Here is a 21,301-nt window from a genome sequence, read left to right on the forward strand (position 1 = left end):
TTTGTCTCTAAATTGTTGGTGTTTTGACTGTTTTGAAGCAATTTTAGAACCTTGTGTTTGTGAATAAATACTAGACTCTTGATATTGCAAATTTGTTGATTACATTGTTGTCCTAACTGGTAAAATTATCTACTTGAACTGAAGATACAATCTTTACTTTCCCTTTACCAGTTAAATACTCTATTTGCTTTATGGCAATGTAATTAGTATTAATGACAACATTTTGTATGTTGATAAATGCCATAAGTAAGTAGACGAGAATAAATCAAAGTAGATTAACTAATGTAAAAATCTTGAGATAATTTGGTAGTAAGGGCTACCCTGCGGGAACGCTACGCGAACAGCCCTTAAATTAGGACTAAAGTCCTCACTACAAACTTTGAATTGTTCTGTCTTTTCTACTTAGCTAGTTTAAAATCCTAGTCCATACAGGCTGAAGTTTGAATTCTGAAATAATTTGGTTGAGTCAAGTTTTTGACGATTTGTGTAATGGGTATTTTAGTGATGTGGCTATGTACTAGGCTTATCTATTCTAGCTGATTTAACCCAGAAAAGCTGCAAAACCCGTTACAGAAATATCATCAATCCATTTCAGAATTTATGAACAATGAAAAAATACTTAACCTTTTTGGGAATTGTATAGCAGCTTGTAACTGATAAAGATCAAAAACCTAAGTTTCTCAAGCTATGGATTTTGTTTTTTTCAGCAATTCTGCTGTTATAAATTGGTTGATTTTAGTATTTCTTCTTTTTACCTGCAATCAAATCAATAGTTTCCTTTTGATTTAGAAATATTGAATTAATAAAAAGACTAGCACAACTTATGAAAATGGAATAGTTCATTTCTAGTAATTTTTGAGGAAAAATCTAGCTGCAATTATCTCCTTTTTTAATATAAACCAAGTAGACAAGTATCATCTAAAACTAGATTTCTCTATCAAACCTACCTGATATTTACGGTTGAGATATCAATAATAGCTTGAGGATATCAGCTTTCTCTATAAATTGTCTCCTAAGTTACTAATCAATAAATACACACAGGAAGTATTTGAACATAATCATGTCTTTTTTCAGCAAACTATCATAATCAAGCCTATATTTTTGATGAATTTATAAGATAACTCACCTTTTATAGGCAATTAGTTATTTATAAACCAAACATTAATTTTTTCAATGTTGATCACTAACCTGTATCTATATCAATTGTGATGAAATATGGACACTTGTCCTTGATTGTCCGTGGTTTTGCTAAAGCAATTACAGATTTTAAAATTGATTTATGAGTATAAGTATTGAAAATAAAGGAGTGATTAACTAGTACACAATAGCGTCAGTCAATCAACCATTAAAAATTTGCAAGCAGCTTGTATTATCTGCTTTTTAAGTTTTTAATTATTAATTTTTAATTTCGCTTGGCGCTACTAGATTAGTAAATCAAGTCTCACCTTAGTTTAATAACTCAAAATGAGTTGACAAGATAGGATTTATTTGAGATAATTGAGAGTGAGTTTAGCAATTCTACCTAATTTATTATCATCATTGATTGGGGATTTGAGATTTCTATTTCTCTATAGGGGTATCGTATTTTAGGCTACTTAATTAAATGCCAATTCAAGATAGAACTGATAGCATGGCGTGGCGTTAATCATAGATGCTCAAAAGTAAAAGCCCTATTAATTCTAGCACTAATGTGGGTATTTATAACGGCTCAAAGGCTGGCAACAATTCATACATAAATAATGAAACCTATCCTTCTATGAAAGCAACAAAGGATAAGTTTACGGATATTCAGAGGGAACAGAAAAGACTCATGTTTAACTCAAACATGAGATTGAAATAATGACACTGTTTTTTTCGTGCTACACATCTCAAAAAACATCTTTTTTTTGACTGAGTTTCTTTTTCTTATCTGTTCCCTTTTTTTGGAAGTATTCAGCGGTAAACCAATACCCATTCACAGTAAAAATTTCTGGTATTGAGTAAAAAAACAACAAAGAAATTCTGAGCTAATAGCTGTTGGTATAGTCTGCGGTTAGACATCAGCTAAGGGCTGAATTCTTGCAACTAATATAACCATTACGAGTATTTTCTGGCATAACACCATTGGAATAAAAATATGGCAGTAAACAAAGAACGCCAATTATTCAAACTCTCTGGACTAAAGTGGAAGATAATTTTAGCAACTTCTCTAACTTTAGCGGCAGGATTAGTATCTTTATACAGTTTTTATCAATTGAGGATAAATTCTCATACTCAATCTCGTTCTATTTCTCCAGTGAGTACCTCTCAACCCACTCCTGTTAAAGTCGCTATCACTGCTTTAGGAAGGTTACAACCAAAAGACAAAATTACTTATTTATCTGCTCCTAATTCTATCAATGGTGTCCGAGTAGAAAACCTGTTAGTGAAAGAAGGAGATAATGTCAAAAAAGGACAAGTATTAGCTTATCTAGAAGACCATGATCGTTCTAAAGCAGCTATTCAGCAAGCATTTGATAAATTGTTAGTTGCTAAATCTAAACTTGCACAGGTACAAGCTGGAGCTAAAATTGGCGATATCAATGCTCAAAAAGCCGCAATTACTCGGTTGAATTCCCAATTAAAAGGCGAAATTGCGGTTCAATTAGCATCAATTAATCGCATTCGGGCTGAAGTGGAAAATGCCCAGAAAGAGAGCAATCGGTATCAGCAATTATTTAAAGATGGTGCTGTTTCTGCCTCTGTTGTTGATACTAAAGCTTTAGCATTAAAAACGACACAACAGCAACTCCAAGAGGCTGAGGCTACTCTCAAAAGGACTCAAGATACTCTCCAGGATCAACTTAAAGAAGGCAAATCCAAACTTAACAGCATTAAAGAAGTACGAGTTGTTGATGTGGAGTTAGCAAAAAGTGAAGTTAAAAGTGCAGAAACCGCAATTCAACAAGCCAAAGCCGACCATGATTTAACTTACATTACATCTACTATAGATGGGACAATTTTGCGAATTCATGCCAGAAATGGAGAAGTAATTGCTACTTCTGGCTTTGCCGAAATTGGTAATACATCACAAATGCAAGTGCTGGCAGAAGTCTATCAAACTGATATTCAAAAAGTCAAAATTGGTCAAAAAGCTATCATTACTAGCACAACATTTCCTGGTAAATTGCAAGGAACTGTGCGTGAAATTGGTTGGCAAGTTGACAAACAAAATATCTTTAGTGTTAATCCCAATTCTGATACCGACCGGAAAGTAATTGCGGTGAAAATATCTATTGATAGTCCTAGCGATAGTCAAAAAGTATCTCGATTAACTAATTTACAAGTAGATGTTGCCATTCAAATTTAGTGATTAGTTATTAGTTATTTTAAACAACTGACCACTGACAACTAACACCTAAAAATATATGAATATCAAAATTCCTTTAGCATGGCTACAGCTTGTCCAACAAAAGCTGAGGTTTGTTATTGCTGTAGCCGGAATTGGTTTTATTGTCCTGCTCATGTTTATTCAACTTGGTTTTCAAGATGCACTTTATTCTAGTGCAACAGCAGTACATCAAAGATTACACGGTGATTTATTTTTAGTTAGTTCTCAATATAAATCTTTGACAGCAATTCAAAGTTTTTCTCGCACTCGTTTATACCAGACTCTAGGTTTTGATGGTGTGGATTCAGTCAGTGCAATTTATATGCAATTTGCAAAATTGAAAAATCCCATCAGTGGTGAGAAATATTCTATATATGTCATTGGTTTTGATCCAGCAAAATCAGTGTTGGATATTCCCGAAGTTAAGCAAAATTTAGATAAACTCAAAATCCCTGATGTCATGATATTTGATCGGGATTCCCGTCCAGAATTTGGTCCAATAGCAGAATTATTTAATCAAGGAAATACTGCACAGACTATTGAAATTTTTCCCTTTGATGCTGTTAAGGGTTATCGGGTAAGAATTGGTGGTTTATTTAGTTTAGGACCTTCCTTTGGTGTTGATGGTAATTTAATTGTGAGTGACTCAACTTTTCTCAGAATTAATCCTAATAGTCGCCCAGTTGACAAGATAGATATTGGTGTCATTAAACTCAAACCAGGCGTTGATACAAAACAGATTCTAGCCAACTTAAAAGCAAATTTACCAGAAGATGTAGAGATATTTACTCGTCAGGGTTTTATTGATTTTGAAAAACAATATTGGTCAGCAAGAACACCAATTGGTTTTATCCTCAATTTGATGTTAATTATGGCTTCTGTTGTTGGTGTGGTCATTGTTTACCAGATTTTGTATAGCAATATTGCTACTCAATTTATTGCCTATGCAACTTTAAAAGCTATTGGTTATGCCAATGGATATTTATTAAATGTAGTTTTTCAGCAAGCCATAGTATTAGCAATATTCGCTTATATACCAGGCTTTATAATTTCCTTAATTTTATATGATTTTGCTATGAAAGTAACTAAATTACCAATAATTATGACTAGCAACAATGCTTTAATTGTCTTGACATCTACTGTTTTAATTTGCATCACTTCGGGATCTCTAGCTATTAATAAATTGCGTTCTGCTGATCCGGCTGATATTTTCTAGCAATTTAGGTAAAACCAATGCAATTAATAGATTTTCGATATTTGATGCACCAGATAAGCAACATCTAGAATGACAATTTCGTAATTTCTATTATGATTAAGACTGCTGAATTTTCAAGATATCCTTGAAAATTAACACTAACCAAAGATAGAAGTTTAGTGTAATCAACAACACTAAAATTATCTTACCAACTTGTGTGATTGTTGGCATTTTCCAGAAAATACTTATTTATTTCGCAACATGAACTTCCAAAACAAAACTCTGCTAATTACTGGAATTGATGAATTTGTTGGTTTGCGTGCAGCCGAGTTAGCGATCGCTCAAGGAATGAAGGTTAGAGGACTACAAAGTTCCCAAGTTAAGGATAAAACAGCGCAGAATTTAGGTATTGAAATTATCGTTGGTAATATTACTGATCCTGTAATTTGCTCGAAAGCTTGTCAGGGAGTAGATATAGTTTTACACAATGCTCAAATTGCCGAAGAAGCTGGTGATATTAAACATTTCCGGGAAATAAATGTTGGTGGTACTGTTAATATTGCCAAGGCTGCTAAACAAGCTGGTGTAAAAACATTTGTACATCTTTCTACTGCTTTAGTATATGGGTTTGATTACCCGGAAAATGTTACAGAATCAGGTGTACTTTCTGGCGAGAATAATGCCTATTGTCAAACAAAAATTGAGGCAGAAATCGAGGTTTTAAAACTTAATAATGCCCCGGATTTTGGAGTAATAGTGCTTCGGGCTGGAGATGTTTATGGTCCGGGAAGTATTCCTTGGATAGTGCGCCCAGTTCACATGATGCGACAGAAATTATTTGCCTATGCTAATGATGGTAAAGGTGTGATGAATCATTTATATGTAGATAATTTAATTGATGCCATCTTTTTAGCTATAGGAAAATCAGCTTATGGGGAGATTTTCAATATTACCGATGGTAAAGAAACTTCCTGGAAGGAGTATTTTATTCATTTAGCCTCGTTGGAAGGTTTACCAGCACCAATGTCTTTACCTAAAGAGGAAATGAAATTGTTTCTGCGGGTGCGATTACAAGGACAAAAACTATTTCGGAAAAAAGCTGATATTCTCCCAGAATCAGTTGATTTTATGAGTCGTCCTTATGCTTATTCTATCGCCAAAGCGGAAAGTGTTTTAAATTATCAAGCCAAGGTTGATTTGCAAGAAGGAATGCGTCGAACTCATGAATGGTTGCAAAAAACTGACATTCAGAAATTGATGAAATAAATCAAATTACATTCACAATAAGGAAGTATTTACTAATGGTGAAAGTTGTAAATTTGTTCATGGCTACTTTATTAAGTCTCAGCTTTACTAATGTAGCAAATGCTGAACAGACAACATCTTTAAGTGTTGTTGTTAACGGCATTCGTAACAAAACTGGAGAAATTTGTATGAGAGTTTTTAACTCTGAAAAAGGATTTCCTAACAGTGATAAAAGTGAAGTTAAAAGTGGCTGTACTAAGATTACAGGTAGTTCTGTGAAGAAAGTATTTACTGGATTAAAACCTGGTACTTATGCTGTAGCTGTAGTTGATGATCAAAATGGCGATCGCAAACTCAATAAAGATTTTTTTGGCATTCCTAAAGAGGGTTTTGGACTTTCTAAAAATCCTACTGTTTCCATTAGCACTGGTACACCTCCTTTCAAGAATGTTAGTTTTAAGGTGAACAAGAATACTAGCATTAATATCTTCATGAAGTATTCTCTTGATCCCTAATTTTAGTTAGGGGATTAGGAATTGGGTAGTAATTACAAATTAAGTAGTTGGACAGGAGATAACCAAAATGTGCGAAGAAAAGTAAAATCGCCCACTTTCTTCTTCCTGTTCCCTGTTCCCTGCGATGCACTGAGCTTGTCGAAGTGTTCCCTTGTCATCACGACAATTTTTAACGCCAACCTACTTACCGACTTATAGCAATTCAGAGATAATGCCAGATTTAATGATATTTCTATCTCAGTCTTTGCTGAGTTGGTTGATTATTCAGGCGTGTTTAACGCTAGTATTTCTATGGTATTTGCATTCACATAAACCAAAGTTATTACCAGATGAACAGTTACCTAAAACTGCGGTGATTCTTTGTTTACGGGGTGCTGATCCATTTTTGCCTAATTGTGTGCGATCGCTTTTAAAACAAAACTACCCCCCAATATGATTTAAAGCTGATTATTGATAGTAAGGAAGATCCAGCTTTTAAAATTGTCACAGAAACAATTAATGAACTGGGTGCAACTAACGTCCAAATTAGCACATTAAGAGCAGTTCGTCATAATTGTAGTCTCAAATGCAGTGCTTTATTACAAGCTGTCTCCGATTTGGATAATGCTTATCAAGTCATAGCTTTTATTGATGCTGATACCATAGTTCATCCTCATTGGTTGCGAGAATTAGTTACTCCTCTCATGGATGCTAAAGTTGGACTCACAACAGGAAATCGTTGGTATCTTCCCACAGGTAATTATTGGGGTTCATTAGTTCGCTACTCCGGTAATGTTTCTACTGTAGTGCAAATGTTTCTATTCCAAATTCCCTGGGGTGGAACTTTAGCTATCAAAACAGAAGTATTAAACCGCATAGAACTTTTGGATAAATGGGGAGAAGTTTTAACAGATGATATGCTCCTCCATAAACTCCTCAAACAACATAAGTTACAGATTAAGTTTGTTCCTTCTTTATTAATGCTAAATCGGGAAGAAAGTAATTTACAAAATTTACTAGAATCTCTCAAACGCTTAATTCTTGGTTCTAGACTTTATCATCCCCAATGGTTAGCTATAGTTAGTGAAGCATTTTCTAGCATCCTCATTCCCAATGTAGTGATCATCGTCATTTTTCAGCTATTATTTCAGGCTCAATGGTATGCTGCTGCTTTATTATTGGCTTCCTATGTTTCCTACACAATGGGCTTACTATTGTTGATGTTATTGATGGAATTAGGAGTACATAAAGTCCTTTCTCATCAAGGTGAACAACTCCCAAAACTATCACCTTTTACAATTATCAAAATGTTAATTGCTATCCCTTTAACACAGTGGGTTTATGGGTTAGTAATGCTATCTTCTTTATGGACATCAACCATTACATGGCGTGGACTTACTTATCGAGTTCAAGGGCGTGAAAATATCCGTCTAGTAGAATATCGTCCTTATCAATGGTTAGATCAACCAATTGATCCAAAAGCTTCTCTTTAATGGAATGGGAAAATTTTAGATTCAGCCGCAAAAACATCCCAGTTCCCATGCAAAAAATTATTAAAACCCATAGCGTCAACAATATCACCATGAAAAATAAACCTCTCCGTATTGCCTTATTTACTGGATTGTATGCTCCATTTTTGACAGGAGTTTCTGTTGCAGTTCATCAGCGAGTTCACTGGTTATTAAAACAAGGACATGAAGTTTTTTTAGTTCACCCAGAAATTAATAATCAATATCCTCCACAAGTTGGTAATCGTCCCATGTCGGGACTTAGTGAACTACAACCTTTTCCTAATTTTTCTGCTTTTGCATTTCCTACAGAACCACTAATTTTATATAAATCTTTACCCCAACCCTTAAACCATCGTCATTGGAATGATACTAAATTACTGAAGGAATTCCAGCCTGATGTAATTATTGTCGAAGAAGCAGCACAAATGAAAGGTTTGTATGCTTTTTTCTTACAAGGTTATGGGCGTTCTGTTGGATCTGAATATGCAAAGCAAACAAAAACACCAATTATATCAGTTTTCCATACTGATATTATCGCCTATATCCGATATTATCTGGGAGATATTTTCTTCAATTTAATCAGTCCTATATTGCCATTTGTTATTAAACAATTTAGCGAAACCTATGATGTAAATTTATTTCCATCACGTGAACAATTAGCGAAATACAAAAAGTTACAATGTCAACGCTGCGAATATGTACCCTATCAAGGAATTGATTGCGAGAAATTTCATCCCCGCAATATTTGTTATGATCCAATTCCGGATGATAAACGGCCAACTATTCTCTTTGTAGGACGCATTACCGCCGAAAAAAATGTTACCCAACTTTTAGATATCTATCCCCTAATTGCTGCTCAAATTCCTGATGTTCACTTAGTAATTGTTGGTAGTGGTCCTTTAGATGCAGAAATTCGCCGTCGTGCTGAGAAGTTCCCTCATGGTGTGACTATTTGGGGTGAATCTCATGGTAAAGAACTATTAGGTTGGTTTGCGAGAGCAGATATATTTGTTAACCCTTCAGTTACAGAAAACTTCTGTACCACAACTAACGAAGCTCTTGCTTCTGGAACTCCTGTAGTAGCGGCTTTTGCACCTTCCACAACTGAACAAGTATCTTCTGGTGTGAATGGCTTTTTATCTAAACCGAATAACCCTCAAGATTTTGCTGAAAATGTGATTACAATTCTTAAAAATCCTGAACTCAAAGCCAAAATTACTGAGCAAGCTCGTCCTTCTATTCTGGAATTTGATTGGTCAGCTTGTACGCAAAAGTTTGAAGATAAGCTTTACGAATTAGTGAATATCTCTCAAAAGGTAGATGTCTAAATCAGATCCAAAAAAAACGCCAATTTGGCTACTGAGATAGAAATGTTCCTGCTACACTATTTTAGTAGTTGACCTGTGGGCTTTTAGGTTCTTAATTTGAGACACTGACAAATTTGGCTATCTTGTTATTAATTTTAAAATTGCCTACTCCAATTAATCGCAAGATGGCTATTGTCCTCAATCGTTCCTAAAACTCTTTATGCCTCAGAAGTTATCACTTCTGAGGTTTTTATATTTTCAATTATTGATCAGAAGTCTATTAAATTGAAACCTGCTGGTAGTAATGGATAAATATCTTTAATATGGCTAATTATTTCATTGGGTTGTAGTAATAATTCAGCTAGTTTACGGACTGCATTTAAAGAAATACCTATCATTATTTCATTTCTATAAATAAAACAACTGCCAAATTTTTGACGGTACGTAACAAAATAAAGTGTAGGAGTTGAAAGCTCCTGGTGAGAATTTTCGTTGTGGGTGATGGTTTGGATGTTCATATCAAGTTGTATAAATAAGGCTTACTCAAAAAGTCTCTTATGTAGGGATTTTTGGCTCTATAGTATTTATGTGGTGCAACTTTATACAGGATTTATATAAGTTTTATAAAAATAAACTTACAAGATTGATATTCAGTGATTTCTAGGAATTGTACAGTGATGAAAATACTGAAATTATGTGATTTGTATCACCTTGTATTTGTGATTTGTGAACAGAATATTCAGTAATATTCCTCTTTATTTCCATGTCAATAGTATTAGAAGATACTATTGATCTTGACATCAATATTTGTTTTCAGACTGATGCGAGAATTTTTCCCTGATCAATTATGATGATGACTAATTACAGCAGAGAACAGGGAATAGGGAACTCTCAACTGGTTTGAATGTCTCTTGGTATATGGCTTTGTTCTTAAATCATGTACATCATGTATCTGCAATCTGCTGTAACTTTATAGGTGATATTTCACAATTAATATTTATTCAGAATCAAAAACCGTTGTCATAATAGGTAAGAGTGTTACAACCAAGTCAATTATCTGCTCATTCTAAGACTCAAAAAACCCTATGTTAGCAGGCACAATTTTGCAGAATGGAAAATATACCATCCTCCAGGAAATAGGGCGGGGCGGATTTGGTGTTACCTTTAAAGCCATACATCACTATTTAGGACAAGAAGTAGTGATGAAAACTATTAATGAGAGGTTGCGGCAACATCCCGATTTTCCTAAGTTCCAGCGCCAATTTCAAGATGAAGCCAAAAGATTAGCCGCTTGTGTTCATCCTCATATTGTCCGAGTAAGCGACTTTTTCGAGGAGGATAATCTACCTTATATGGTGATGGAATACGTTCCTGGAGACACTTTAGGCGCTGCATTTGTCTTACCAGGAATACCTCTACCTGAAGCTACGGCTATTCATTATATTCGTCAAATAGGCGCGGCTTTGCAGGTGGTACATCATAATGGTTTGCTGCACCGAGATATAAAACCAGATAATATTATTTTGCGTCAAGGAACTCAGGAAGTAGTGCTAATTGATTTTGGCATTGCTAGAGAATTTAATAACGGAGCAAAACAGACACACACAGGTTTAGTCAGCGAGGGTTATGCACCTATTGAACAGTATTTAACTCAAGCTGCACGAAGCACAGCTACAGATGTTTATGGTTTAGCAGCAACGTTATATGCACTGCTAACGGCACAAGTTCCTATACCAGCATTATTGCGCGATAGCGAGGCGCTGCGGAGGAATCGGGAACAAATGCCTTCTCCCCGTGAACTACAACCCCATCTCAGTGAAGCTGTTAATCAAGCAGTTATGAAAGGAATGGCTGTAGAACAGCAGTTTCGTCCCACGACAGTAGCCGAATGGTTGCAACTACTACCGGCAAATGCGCTCAAGGTTACATCACCAGTTATACAGACTCAAGCTGTACCTACTATTAATTTATCAGATTTAAAAGCAGAAGATTTACATAAAAAAGCTTTTCTTCACCCCATTTCTACACCTTCACGAAGAGAGAAAGCCGCCGACATAGGAAAAAAAGCAGGTGTATCGAAGGCAGCTATTAGTATTAGTATCGCCTTGGTTGCAGCTACGGGCGGATTTAGTATGACGCGGATATTATCAAAATCTAATTTACAATCATTACCGACACCAGTTGTTGAACAACCTATTTACGAATCTAATCCGCCTAAACCTGTTGTGGAAATATCACCATCATCTGCAACTCCAAAGATTCAAAAATCCTCTTTGAACGAATCTGCACCAGTCCCTAGTTTGAGAAGAATCCGGAAAAATACTCCTGTTTCTCCCGAACCAACTCCTACTAGTAATGGTAGTTCTGAAGAACAAGCACCTAAAAATAATTCTCAACCTACTTTACCTCGTAATCCCACAGTCAAGAAATCAACACCGATTGTTACTCCTTCACCATCTTTAATGGATACCTTGCGTGATGCTAAAGAATCTCAGAAGGCTTCCCCTCCCCCAGAAAAAACTGTACCAGATTCTAATCAAAATCAGGTGTTACCTCCACCTTCCCAAGAATCTAATCCTGTAGTTATTCCAGCCAAGGAATCTCAGCCAGTGAATTCTTCTTCTGTGGTAGTTCCCACCATAGAAACAAATCAAAATCCAGCACCAGAAGTTAAGCAGCAAAAGGAAGAAAAGCCGCCAGAATAATTGAGGTTTTGATTGAATTTAACGGAGAGGGGGGGATTTGAACCCCCGTTGGGTTTCCCCAAAACGCATTTCGAGTGCGTCACCATCAACCACTCGGACACCTCTCCAAAACAGATTATGAATTTTTTAATTCACAAGTAGCATCTATAATTATAGCACAACTGTAGATATTTATCCAATAAATTACATTAGGTCATACTCATGATTGCAACTCCCAGTTACGACTATATTTCCCCTACAGAATATCTCGAAGGGGAAGAAACCAGCCCTATCAAACATGAATACAGACAGGGACAGGTTTATGCAATGGCAGGAGCAAGTAATACTCATGTTATTATTACTGGCAATGTCTTTGCTATGCTGAGAAATCATCTGCGTGGTAGTGGATGTCAAGCTTACGTTGCTGATACTAAGGCACATATTGAATTAATTGATACCTATTACTATCCTGATGTGATAGTTAGTTGTGATAAGAGGGATAAGGCCTTTAATAACTTTTTGCGTTATCCCTGTTTAATTATCGAAGTTTTATCTCCTACGACAGAAGCGTTTGATAGAGGTGATAAATTTGCAGATTATCGACAATTAGAATCACTGCAAGAATATGTGTTAGTCAGTCAAAATCGGACAAATGTAGAAGTTTTCCGCCGTAATGCAGAAGGTCAATGGGTGTTTTATAGTTATGGACAAGGAGAAAATATACATCTAACCAGTGTAGATTTTCAGCTTGCGGTTGCAGATGTCTATGAAGATATCAGTTTTGAACCTGTTAACCTGCCATAACGTGCTGTCATTATAGTTTCAGGATGAGATTGATTATATAACCAAGCCCACATTTGATCACCAAAGGAAAAATGCCACCATTCTCTAGGATTGCGTTGAAATCCGGCTTTTAGCATGACATCTAGTAATAATTGCCGATTGCTATTGTACAGTTGATGACTATTAATATAGTATTCGGGAAGTGAGCGATCGCACATTTCATCAATTGGTGAACCCATATCCACAACTTCCCCAAGATCATTTACCAGTGTAATATCCACCGCAGCCCCTGTACTATGAGGGGGAGGGGTATTCAGATCCAAACTGGGTACAGCCCAAATTTCATAAACCGCTTTCCATACTTCTTCCCGTTGTTGGGGTAACAATTCCTCTTCTTTCCAACCCCTTTCTCGCAATGCTTCCCCAAAGCTGTAATCTACCATAAACTGCTGGACAGCTACAGGACGATAAGCATCGAATATCTGAATATACCAATCAGGATGTAGTAATTGTAAATAATTTTGCGCCTGAATCAAGTTTTCAATCACACTTTGGCGCAGATAATAAGGTGAATGTCCCTCATAATCAGCACCTAATTTTTCATACGGGTGAGGAGATTCCACCGCAAACAATTCCAGAGGAATCTTAACTAAAGGTTCACCACATTCAATAATCGGGATTTGGTGATATGGTCGCATTTTAATTGATAATGTTTAACTTCTCAACGCTGATGAAATTCTATGTATTTATCTAAGATTTTAATATCATAATTCTCAAAAAAAGCCTGACCTAGTAAACCAATTTGAGCTTTAGGAGCAACTGCAACTTTGGGATTATTCACAACCAAACTACCGACACCAACAGATGGGATTGTCCCAGTTTGCAATTCTATTATACTACCATCAGCAATGCTGACTTTGATTGTTCCTGCTGATTTAATTTTTAAAGCTTTTGCCATTTCTTGAGTAATTAAGATACCACTTGCACCAGTATCAAAAACCATCTCAAAAAATTGATTACCATTAAAGTTAACATCTATGATTGGGGTTTTAGCCTGACGGCGTTTAATTGGTATTCGCAAAACAGTTTCAGTTGGTTGTGTGACTTGGCACAGTTGACCTAAATTGATCTTTTTACCGGAAGATGTCACCATGAAACAAAGTCCAGGATCATTAGCTTTTGCTACCGATGGTATGGTGACAACAATTAACCCCAACGTAACTGCAATCCAGCTATTTTTAAAAGGTTGCATTATCTTGAATTTATTCTCAATGGCTATAAATTATTATACAACTAAGATACGATTTTTATAGTTAACATTACTCACTTTTCATTAATAAATAGATTCTCTCGTTGCGGCTAATGCTTCATCTCCGCTGTTTGGGACTGCTGCAAGATATAAGTTAAAGTGAGGTACACCGAAGAGGGAATTAACCGCAGATAAATTTGTATCAAAATCAAACTTCTTCTAGTCAAGAAAACTGCACCGCTACAAAATATCTGTGCAATCCTTTAATCTCTTTAATCTGTGTTCAGTGTTCATGTTCACAACAAGACTTTTTTTCTACATCTGGAACAGGATCATAACCACCTGGATGAAAAGGATGACAGCGTAAAATCCTCATTATACCCATCCAGCTACCACGAAACACCCCAAACCGTTCAATAGCTTGAATAGCATACATAGAACAGGTTGGTTGAAAGCGACAAGTGGGGGAAAATAGGGGAGAAATGAATAAGCGATAACCTTTAATTAGCCAAATCAATAATATTTTCATACTCAAATCTAATAAAGTAGTATCAAACCTTGAAAATACCTCTGTTGGATCATTGTCTAATATATTTCTCAATTTAGAAACCCTTTACCCATTGTCGCTGCAAATTGCCCCCGCGGCGGCTTGGGTAGGATTTATTATTTGCGTTGCGTGGGTGGTTAGTCGTTTTCCTAATAGCGAACCAGAAATTATCCGTAAAATCGTGCATATTGGCACAGGTAACGTTATTGTTATCGCTTGGTGGTTAGATATTCCCCCATTTGTGGGAATTACAGCTTCGATTTTCGCCAGTATTGTCACTTTATTATCTTATAAATTCCCCATTCTTCCGGGGATTAATAGCGTTGGTCGTCACAGTTTGGGAACATTTTTCTATGCTGTGAGTATTGGTGTTTTAGTTGCTGGTTTTTGGCATTTACAGCAACCACAATATGCTGTTTTAGGAATTATGATTATGGCTTGGGGTGATGGATTAGCGGCTTTAATTGGTAAACGCTTTGGCAAACATAAATATATAATTTTTGGTTCTCAAAAAAGCTGGGAAGGTTCTTTCACCGTCACTTTAGTTAGTTATTTGATTTGTGTAACTATTTTACTCCTTACCCAAGGAAATATTTGGCAAACTTGGATAATCTCGTTAATTATCGCCTTAATAGCTACGATTTTAGAAGCATTTTCTTTTTTAGGTGTAGATAATTTGACAGTTCCTATCGGTAGTGCTATCTGTGCTTATATGTTAACGCAGCTACTTTCTAGTTACTGAATATGCTTGGAAAATTAGAGATGTCTATATTTTTTAGGGAGTGGAGAATTTTTATCAATCAATATAATCCGACTTCTCTATAAAAATAAATATTAGACAGATTTTCTAGAATAAAATTATTTTTATAATACTCCTATTTTAGTAAGCATAAACTATTTTGTCTCTACTTATAGAGGTAAATTTGTAAACTTTACTTTCTACCTGTAGGTTTATGAATTCCTAAGCAACAATGCTTATAGTTGAATTATTAGGTGGTCAAACACCTATTTACGTAAGTGAGGCTAATAATTATGTCAAATCAAATGAATACTTCCAGTTTGTTGATTGCATTATCTGATGAACAACAAGAGATAGTAACTGGTGGGGCTGACTTTGAACTAGCTGCTAGTAATTACGGTAATAGAGGATCAGCTTTATTAGGAACAAGTACCTCTGGTCCACAAGGTAGCACTGCAACCTCCGCCGGTCGTGCTAATACCATAGTAACTGCGGCACAAGACTTCTTAGGTTTGGGTGGAGATATTCCTCTTGGTATCGGATCTTTAGGACCAGCAGTGTTACCAAGCGAAGGAACGGGAGGAGTCGTTACACCCGCAGGTTTACCTACTATAGGTATAGATCAAGGAGATGCCACTCAGTCTGGACTAGTGATCTAGATATAGGCTTCTCAGGCTAGAAGTTGCCCTATTTCAATGCAGGATTAAACTAGTACCGCAGGGCGAAATTAGAAATTAAAAAAGCAGATTTCCCAAGCTGTTTATTAATTTTTAATGGTTAGTTATTTTTGCCGCGCTGACTAGTGTAATTAGGCAAAAAGTAGATTCCAGAGTTTTCCTGCTATGTTCAATAAATGCAAAACCCGATTCATCTAACTGGATGCCTATGGGATGATTGCATGATTGAATCAGTCTCTGGAATCTTTATTTATGCAAATGAAAACCAATCTGAAAATCATGTCTATTCAAATCATCATCTCGTAGACAAGATAACCTTGTGGCTCAAAGTTTTGATGACAGCAATTTTCATGTATTTAGACCACACTGAAAATTAATCTCTTGCCTTCTTTCCTCCTTGCTACCAAATTTTAATCAAGATGTGGTTCATTTCCCTGAAAATAGCTGTAAATTTTGGGCTAACTGTTTTGAAATATAAAAAAGGGGTTAGAGGAGATGATAATAACTCGCTCAACGTAAGTGAGGCCTTTGAGAGAGTTTGAGCGTTCTCCTCTATTTTCTTAACGCTTTTTATGCGTTAAAGATTTGAGAAAGTTAATTTACATTTTCTTGGCAAAACTTTCTCTACCCCTTCTTTAATTATAAACCATTATCAAAGTAGTTTCCACAATGTGAATAATCTGAATACAGGTATTTCCTGGTTTTTATTTCTGATAACTTACTACCTGGGATAGTTACTTTTTTATTCCATAATATTTGTCGCTTAGATCTCAGAACAGCATATTTTAGTCCTAATATAAGGTGCAATGCCGTGAACTCGTTACAGCGTGAAGACAACAATTCTTGGAATCGTTTAAATGAGACGATTCCAGAGGATCTGCCCATACTACAAGCTAATGAGTTTCTTCCCCATATTGGTAAATGGCTCAATATTGGTGGGGGGGGTGATGATTAGTATCTTTGTAATTGCTGTCAGTCTCACATCTGTCCTCAATTACAATGTCACAGTTAAAGTTCCTGCAACTATTCGACCATTGGGAGAATTACGGTTAGTTGAATCTGCAATGACGGGAACGGTGAGAAAGATTGCAGTGAAGGAAAATCAGTTTGTCAATAAGGGAGAAATAATTGCTTATCTTGATGATTCCCAATTACAATCTCAGAAAAAACAACTGCAAAATACTATTGAGCAAAATCAATTACAAATTAGACAAATTGATGCTCAAATCAATCAAGTTAATGCTCAAATACTTGCTCAAACTAATTTAAATGAACGCAGTATTATAGCTGCACAAGCTGAGTTAATTGGTAGTGAACGCAACTATAAAGATCAGAGCATTCAAGCTAATGCGGAAATGAGACAAGCGGAAGTAGCTTTGAAATTAGCGCGGGAACAACTCAAAAGATTACAAACAGAGAGGGTTTTGGCAGTCATTATACAAGAGGCAGAATCAAGCTTAAATTTGGCTAAATTACAGCGCGATCGCTTGCAAGAAATAGTGAAATCAGGAGCAATATCTCGGAATTTAGTAGAAGAAAAAGAACAAGCTGTAAAATCGGCTGAAGCCAAATTAGAACAAGCTAAATCTAGTTCTAAAAATCTCCAAGAAGAAAAAGAACAAGCTGTAAAATTAGCTAAAATAAGCCTACAGAAAGCAAAAATTGCGATTAATCCTAGTAATGCAAATGTCACAGTAGCATCGGAAAGAATTAAACAAGAACAGTCCAGAGGTAAAGCTACTTTAGCTGCTTTACAAAAAGAAGGAGAAATATTATTTCAGCAAAGATTAGAACTACAAAAACAACAAATTCGCACTCGTCAAGAATTACAACAACTAGAAAATGACTTGAATAAAAGTGTAATTCGTTCTCCCAGCACGGGGACACTATTGCAACTTAAACTCCGCAACTCTGAACAGGTAGTGCAACTCAGTGAAGCGATCGCTCAAATTGCTCCTATTGATGCTCCTTTGGTGATCAAAGCTCATGTTTCTGCCAAAGATATTGACAAAGTTGAAGTCAATCAAGCCGTTAAAATGCAAGTTTCCGCTTGTCCCTATCCAGAGTATGGAACTCTCAATGGAACTGTGAAAACAGTTGCACCAGATGCTGTAGCCACAATACAAAACAGTTTAGTTACAAGTACACCCCAAGCATCTACTTACGAAGTAAATATTGAACCAGACAATATATATCTAGGGAAAGGCGATCGCTTGTGTCATCTTAAATCTGGTATGGAAGGACGCGCTGATATTATTTCCCGGAGCGAAACTGTCATGAGATTTATGCTGAGAAAAGGCAGATTAATCACGGATTTATAGGAATTAAGCAACAGCACAATCCAATATTCTCACCAGTTTTATTCATGGTAAATCTTTAATATTTATGTCCAATATCTTCAAACGTCCTCAAAATTATAAGTGTACTTTACAGTTAAGTGAAGAAGACTGTGGGGCAGCTTGTCTCGTTTCGATTACCAAGCATTACGGGCGCTTTTTAAGTATGAATAAAAGCCGTGATGCAGTAGGAACTGGACAACTAGGAACAACTTTATTAGGGTTAAAACGAGGCTCGGAAAATCTTGGTTTTAATGCTAGAGCTGTCAAAGCTTCCCCAGAAATTATAGACAGAATCACAGAAATTACATTACCGGCAATTATTCATTGGCAAGGCTATCATTGGGTCGTTTTATATGGTAAAAAAGGCAGAAAATACGTGATTGCCGATCCTGCTGTCGGAATTCGTTATCTATCCAAACAAGAACTAACTACTGCTTGGAATGGAGTAATGCTCTTATTAGAGCCAGATCCAGAGCGATTTTTTGATCAACCTCAAGAAGAATCGAAAGGTGGAATAATGCGCTTTTTTCGCCGCATTCTACCCTATCGTGGCTTACTAACTCAGGTTTTAATGATCAATATTGTTCTTGGCTTACTAGCTTTGGGAACTCCTGTTTTGATTCAATTATTAACAGATGATGTTCTTGTTCGGGGTGATGTACAGTTACTGACAGTTGTGGTTTCTGCCGTTGTCGTCATGAGTTTATTTAGTGGAGGTTTACAAGTATTTCAATCTTTAATGATTTCTCATTTTGGACAAAGATTACAATTAGGTTTAGTTCTAGAATTTGGGCGAAAACTTCTCCAATTACCACTAAATTATTATGAATCCCGACGGAGTGGGGAAATCACTAGCCGATTGAGAGATATTAGTGAAATTAATCAATTAGTATCACAAATTGTGATTGTGTTACCCAGCCAGTTTTTTATTGCTGTTATCTCTTTAGGCTTAATGTTATTTTATAGCTGGCAATTAACGATAGCAGTTCTATTAATTGCTGCTTTAATGACTTTATCTACTTTGCCTTTCTTACCCATTCTCCAACAAAAAACTCGCAGTCTTTTAGTGTTAGGAGCAGAAAATCAAGGGGTTTTAGTAGAAACATTTAAAGGCGCACAGGTCATCAAAACTACAAATGCTGCTCCTCAATTTTGGGATGAATTTCAAAGTCGTTTTGGTCGTCTAGCGAATCTGACTTTTAGTACAATTCAATTAGCAATTATTAACGGGACTGTGGCTAAACTTTTATCTACAGTTGGTGGTGTAGTCTTACTAGGATTTGGAAGTATTTTAGTCATTCGAGGTAATTTAAGTATTGGACAAATGTTAGCTTTTAATGCTTTACAAATTAATGTTTTAGTTTTAATTAGCTCATTAGTTGGCTTTGTCGATGAATATTTTCGCTCTCAAACCGCAGTTTCTCGATTATTAGAAGTTATTGATGCGACACCAGAAGTAGTAGGAGGTAGTCAAAAACCCATCGCCCAAATTTCTAGTCATGCAGATATTAGTTTTTCCCATCTCAAGTTTCATCACCCCGGAAGGGTTGATTTATTAGATGATTTTTCTCTTCAGCTTCCTGGTGGAAAAGTAATTGCTTTAATTGGTAAATCAGGCTGTGGTAAAAGCACGTTAGCTAAATTATTAGGTGGGTTATATCAACCAGATTCTGGTAATATTCGCATCGGTTTTTTTAATATGCAAGATATCGCTTTAGATTGTTTACGACAACAAGTAGTTTATGTTCCCCAAGAACCTCATTTTTGGAGTCGTTCAATTTTAGAAAACTTCCAATTAGGAACACCTTCTATTTCTTTTGAAGAAGTTGTTCGAGCTTGTGATATTGCTGATGCAGATGGCTTTATTAGTCAATTACCTAATAAATATCAAACTATATTAGGAGAATTTGGAGCAAATCTTTCTGGTGGACAAAGACAAAGATTAGCGATCGCTCGCGGAATTCTCACAAATCCACCTATACTCATTTTAGATGAAGCTACAGCCGGACTAGATCCTATGAGTGAGGCTCATGTTCTAGATCGTCTTTTGGAATATCGTGCAGGAAAAACCACAATTTTAATTACCCATCGTCCGAGTGTTATCCATCGCGCTAATTGGATTGTATTGATAGAAAAAGGTCAAGTACAAATTCAAGGAACTCCTGATACATTTTTATCAAAACCGGGAGAACATCTACAGTTTTTAACTGTATAAATCAATAGTTATTAAGTTCTTTATTTACTGATTATTTCAACCCATAACAATATGTTTTACAATACTCAACTCAATCAACCTCAATTATTCATATCTCTGTCTGAAGCAGAACAAGAATCTCTCGTTGGTGGACAAATATCCTCTATGTTCGGGGAAGGATTAGATGAGGGAAATTTATTTTTCCAGAAAACTGATATCGAAACCGAAGGTAACAATAATTTAAATCTTGCAGCAGGTGATTCTAGTTCAGAAAATACTAAATATAAACTTTCCCAAATCACCATGATTATTCCTATGAACTTGGGAATGGGACAATTAAATAATATTGATACTAACAAACAGAATAATAATTTAATGCTTTTATTTAAATATTTATTCTCTTAGTTAGTTGTTTTTTAACTCCCTCTCGATGTAAAGTAAGTAGGTAGGTGGGAAAACTTATAACTATGTCATTGCGAGTGGAACGGAGTGGAACGCAGCAATCCCAAGAGTTTTGGGTAATTTACAGTTCGTTACATAGTTGGGTTGATTAGCATCTACCTACTTATCATATTTTCACCATTTCTATGTATTTTGGTCGCTAGAACCGTTGTTTTAGGTTGTAGTTAATGCCCAATTGAGAATTATTGAGCATGGTAGAAAATATGAGGATATTCATGGAGTAGTAAATCAGGTTGATTTTTTGGCATAAGATATTATGTCTTTAGGTGAATTAAATATTTAGACTTTATATTTATAAATAAAGTTAAAGGTGTTTTTCACCTTTATAAATCAATAATGAGGTTAATGATCATGTCACATCAAGTCATGCAATCGGATTTAATTGTTGACTTATCAACAGATGAACAAGAGATATTAACTGGAGGGCGCTATAGTCCTTCTCATGAAGAAGAAAACGGTAAATTTAATGGGGGTAGATTTAACGGTTCTTCTTCCTCTGATGATGATGATGATGATGAATGTCAAA

The 21,301-nt window shown here is 35.7% G+C and carries 15 protein-coding genes, 1 tRNA gene and 2 pseudogenes; 13 read left to right on the forward strand and 5 right to left on the reverse strand.

Annotation, left to right across the window (positions count from 1 at the left end; all coding sequences use genetic code 11):
* Positions 1-2,116 precede the first annotated feature (2,116 nt).
* The 6 genes and pseudogenes from FJR38_RS01080 (at position 2,117) to FJR38_RS01105 (ending at position 9,122) form a co-directional block, all read left to right on the forward strand.
* Complete coding sequence (locus FJR38_RS01080; protein ID WP_168493422.1) at positions 2,117-3,328, forward strand: ABC exporter membrane fusion protein; 1,212 nt, start codon at positions 2,117-2,119, stop codon at positions 3,326-3,328.
* A gap of 58 nt (positions 3,329-3,386) precedes the next feature.
* Positions 3,387-4,565, forward strand: a complete 1,179-nt coding sequence (gene devC / locus FJR38_RS01085) for an ABC transporter permease DevC (RefSeq protein WP_168493419.1) — start codon at positions 3,387-3,389, stop codon at positions 4,563-4,565.
* 240 nt (positions 4,566-4,805) lie between these two features.
* Positions 4,806-5,810, forward strand: a complete 1,005-nt coding sequence (locus FJR38_RS01090; RefSeq protein WP_168534940.1) for an NAD(P)-dependent oxidoreductase — start codon at positions 4,806-4,808, stop codon at positions 5,808-5,810.
* Positions 5,811-5,845: 35 nt separating this feature from the next.
* Positions 5,846-6,304, forward strand: a complete 459-nt coding sequence (locus tag FJR38_RS01095) for a DUF2141 domain-containing protein (RefSeq protein ID WP_168493415.1) — start codon at positions 5,846-5,848, stop codon at positions 6,302-6,304.
* A gap of 211 nt (positions 6,305-6,515) precedes the next feature.
* Positions 6,516-7,776: pseudogene (locus FJR38_RS01100) on the forward strand (glycosyltransferase family 2 protein).
* 89 nt (positions 7,777-7,865) lie between these two features.
* Positions 7,866-9,122 carry a glycosyltransferase gene (locus tag FJR38_RS01105; RefSeq protein WP_168535579.1) on the forward strand — a complete coding sequence of 419 codons (1,257 nt, stop codon included), beginning with the start codon at positions 7,866-7,868 and terminating at the stop codon, positions 9,120-9,122.
* Positions 9,123-9,370: 248 nt separating this feature from the next.
* Here FJR38_RS01105 and FJR38_RS28950 read toward each other — a convergent pair whose 3' ends face one another.
* Positions 9,371-9,499 carry a hypothetical protein gene (locus tag FJR38_RS28950; protein WP_256366790.1) on the reverse strand — a complete coding sequence of 43 codons (129 nt, stop codon included), beginning with the start codon at positions 9,497-9,499 and terminating at the stop codon, positions 9,371-9,373.
* A 687-nt stretch (positions 9,500-10,186) separates the two neighbouring features.
* Here FJR38_RS28950 and FJR38_RS01110 point away from each other — a divergent pair.
* Positions 10,187-11,806, forward strand: a complete 1,620-nt coding sequence (locus FJR38_RS01110) for a serine/threonine-protein kinase (protein WP_168534942.1) — start codon at positions 10,187-10,189, stop codon at positions 11,804-11,806.
* 22 nt (positions 11,807-11,828) lie between these two features.
* Here the strand turns inward: FJR38_RS01110 and FJR38_RS01115 are convergent.
* Positions 11,829-11,913 (reverse strand) — tRNA-Ser (locus FJR38_RS01115).
* A 94-nt stretch (positions 11,914-12,007) separates the two neighbouring features.
* On the opposite strand from FJR38_RS01115, the gene FJR38_RS01120 reads away from it, so the two are divergent.
* Positions 12,008-12,589 carry a Uma2 family endonuclease gene (locus FJR38_RS01120; protein WP_168534944.1) on the forward strand — a complete coding sequence of 194 codons (582 nt, stop codon included), beginning with the start codon at positions 12,008-12,010 and terminating at the stop codon, positions 12,587-12,589.
* Here the strand turns inward: FJR38_RS01120 and FJR38_RS01125 are convergent.
* The 3 genes from FJR38_RS01125 to yidD form a co-directional block, all read right to left on the reverse strand.
* Positions 12,550-13,266 (reverse strand): M15 family metallopeptidase, encoded by a 717-nt coding sequence (locus FJR38_RS01125; RefSeq protein ID WP_168534946.1) that lies wholly within the window; start codon positions 13,264-13,266, stop codon positions 12,550-12,552. The two genes, FJR38_RS01120 and FJR38_RS01125, sit on opposite strands and share 40 nt — an antisense overlap.
* Positions 13,267-13,289: 23 nt before the next feature.
* Positions 13,290-13,820 (reverse strand): TIGR02281 family clan AA aspartic protease, encoded by a 531-nt coding sequence (locus FJR38_RS01130; RefSeq protein WP_168493405.1) that lies wholly within the window; start codon positions 13,818-13,820, stop codon positions 13,290-13,292.
* A gap of 280 nt (positions 13,821-14,100) precedes the next feature.
* A complete protein-coding gene (yidD, locus tag FJR38_RS01135; RefSeq protein WP_168493404.1) occupies positions 14,101-14,346 on the reverse strand; it encodes a membrane protein insertion efficiency factor YidD in 246 nt (81 codons plus the stop codon).
* Between the two features lie 52 nt (positions 14,347-14,398).
* On the opposite strand from yidD, the gene FJR38_RS01140 reads away from it, so the two are divergent.
* The 5 genes and pseudogenes from FJR38_RS01140 to FJR38_RS01160 all read left to right on the forward strand — a co-directional run bounded on the left by FJR38_RS01140 (position 14,399) and on the right by FJR38_RS01160 (position 20,718).
* Positions 14,399-15,106, forward strand: a complete 708-nt coding sequence (locus tag FJR38_RS01140; RefSeq protein ID WP_168534948.1) for a diacylglycerol/polyprenol kinase family protein — start codon at positions 14,399-14,401, stop codon at positions 15,104-15,106.
* A 290-nt stretch (positions 15,107-15,396) separates the two neighbouring features.
* Positions 15,397-15,762 carry a CTB family bacteriocin gene (locus tag FJR38_RS01145; protein WP_217359962.1) on the forward strand — a complete coding sequence of 122 codons (366 nt, stop codon included), beginning with the start codon at positions 15,397-15,399 and terminating at the stop codon, positions 15,760-15,762.
* Positions 15,763-16,591: 829 nt separating this feature from the next.
* Positions 16,592-18,101, forward strand: a pseudogene (locus FJR38_RS01150) (HlyD family efflux transporter periplasmic adaptor subunit).
* Between the two features lie 64 nt (positions 18,102-18,165).
* Entirely contained in the window at positions 18,166-20,334 is a 2,169-nt protein-coding gene (locus tag FJR38_RS01155) for a peptidase domain-containing ABC transporter (protein WP_168534950.1), read from the forward strand.
* Positions 20,335-20,385: 51 nt separating this feature from the next.
* Positions 20,386-20,718, forward strand: a complete 333-nt coding sequence (locus FJR38_RS01160; RefSeq protein ID WP_168493398.1) for a hypothetical protein — start codon at positions 20,386-20,388, stop codon at positions 20,716-20,718.
* Positions 20,719-21,301 lie beyond the last annotated feature (583 nt).

Source organism: Anabaena sp. UHCC 0253, from assembly GCF_009712085.1.
In the GTDB taxonomy this organism is placed as follows: Bacteria; Cyanobacteriota; Cyanobacteriia; order Cyanobacteriales; family Nostocaceae; genus Dolichospermum.

What these genes read in the sequence shown, in the direction of transcription:
- FJR38_RS01160 (WP_168493398.1), top strand. Translation starts at nt 20,386, where the DNA reads ATGTTTTACAATACTCAACTCAATCAACCTCAATTATTCATATCTCTG.
- FJR38_RS01130 (WP_168493405.1), bottom strand. Translation starts at nt 13,820, where the DNA reads ATGCAACCTTTTAAAAATAGCTGGATTGCAGTTACGTTGGGGTTAATT.
- yidD (WP_168493404.1), bottom strand. Translation starts at nt 14,346, where the DNA reads ATGAAAATATTATTGATTTGGCTAATTAAAGGTTATCGCTTATTCATT.
- devC (WP_168493419.1), top strand. Translation starts at nt 3,387, where the DNA reads ATGAATATCAAAATTCCTTTAGCATGGCTACAGCTTGTCCAACAAAAG.
- FJR38_RS01155 (WP_168534950.1), top strand. Translation starts at nt 18,166, where the DNA reads ATGTCCAATATCTTCAAACGTCCTCAAAATTATAAGTGTACTTTACAG.
- FJR38_RS01095 (WP_168493415.1), top strand. Translation starts at nt 5,846, where the DNA reads ATGGTGAAAGTTGTAAATTTGTTCATGGCTACTTTATTAAGTCTCAGC.
- FJR38_RS01110 (WP_168534942.1), top strand. Translation starts at nt 10,187, where the DNA reads ATGTTAGCAGGCACAATTTTGCAGAATGGAAAATATACCATCCTCCAG.
- FJR38_RS01125 (WP_168534946.1), bottom strand. Translation starts at nt 13,266, where the DNA reads ATGCGACCATATCACCAAATCCCGATTATTGAATGTGGTGAACCTTTA.
- FJR38_RS01120 (WP_168534944.1), top strand. Translation starts at nt 12,008, where the DNA reads ATGATTGCAACTCCCAGTTACGACTATATTTCCCCTACAGAATATCTC.
- FJR38_RS01145 (WP_217359962.1), top strand. Translation starts at nt 15,397, where the DNA reads ATGTCAAATCAAATGAATACTTCCAGTTTGTTGATTGCATTATCTGAT.
- FJR38_RS01080 (WP_168493422.1), top strand. Translation starts at nt 2,117, where the DNA reads ATGGCAGTAAACAAAGAACGCCAATTATTCAAACTCTCTGGACTAAAG.
- FJR38_RS28950 (WP_256366790.1), bottom strand. Translation starts at nt 9,499, where the DNA reads ATGATAGGTATTTCTTTAAATGCAGTCCGTAAACTAGCTGAATTATTA.
- FJR38_RS01090 (WP_168534940.1), top strand. Translation starts at nt 4,806, where the DNA reads ATGAACTTCCAAAACAAAACTCTGCTAATTACTGGAATTGATGAATTT.
- FJR38_RS01105 (WP_168535579.1), top strand. Translation starts at nt 7,866, where the DNA reads ATGAAAAATAAACCTCTCCGTATTGCCTTATTTACTGGATTGTATGCT.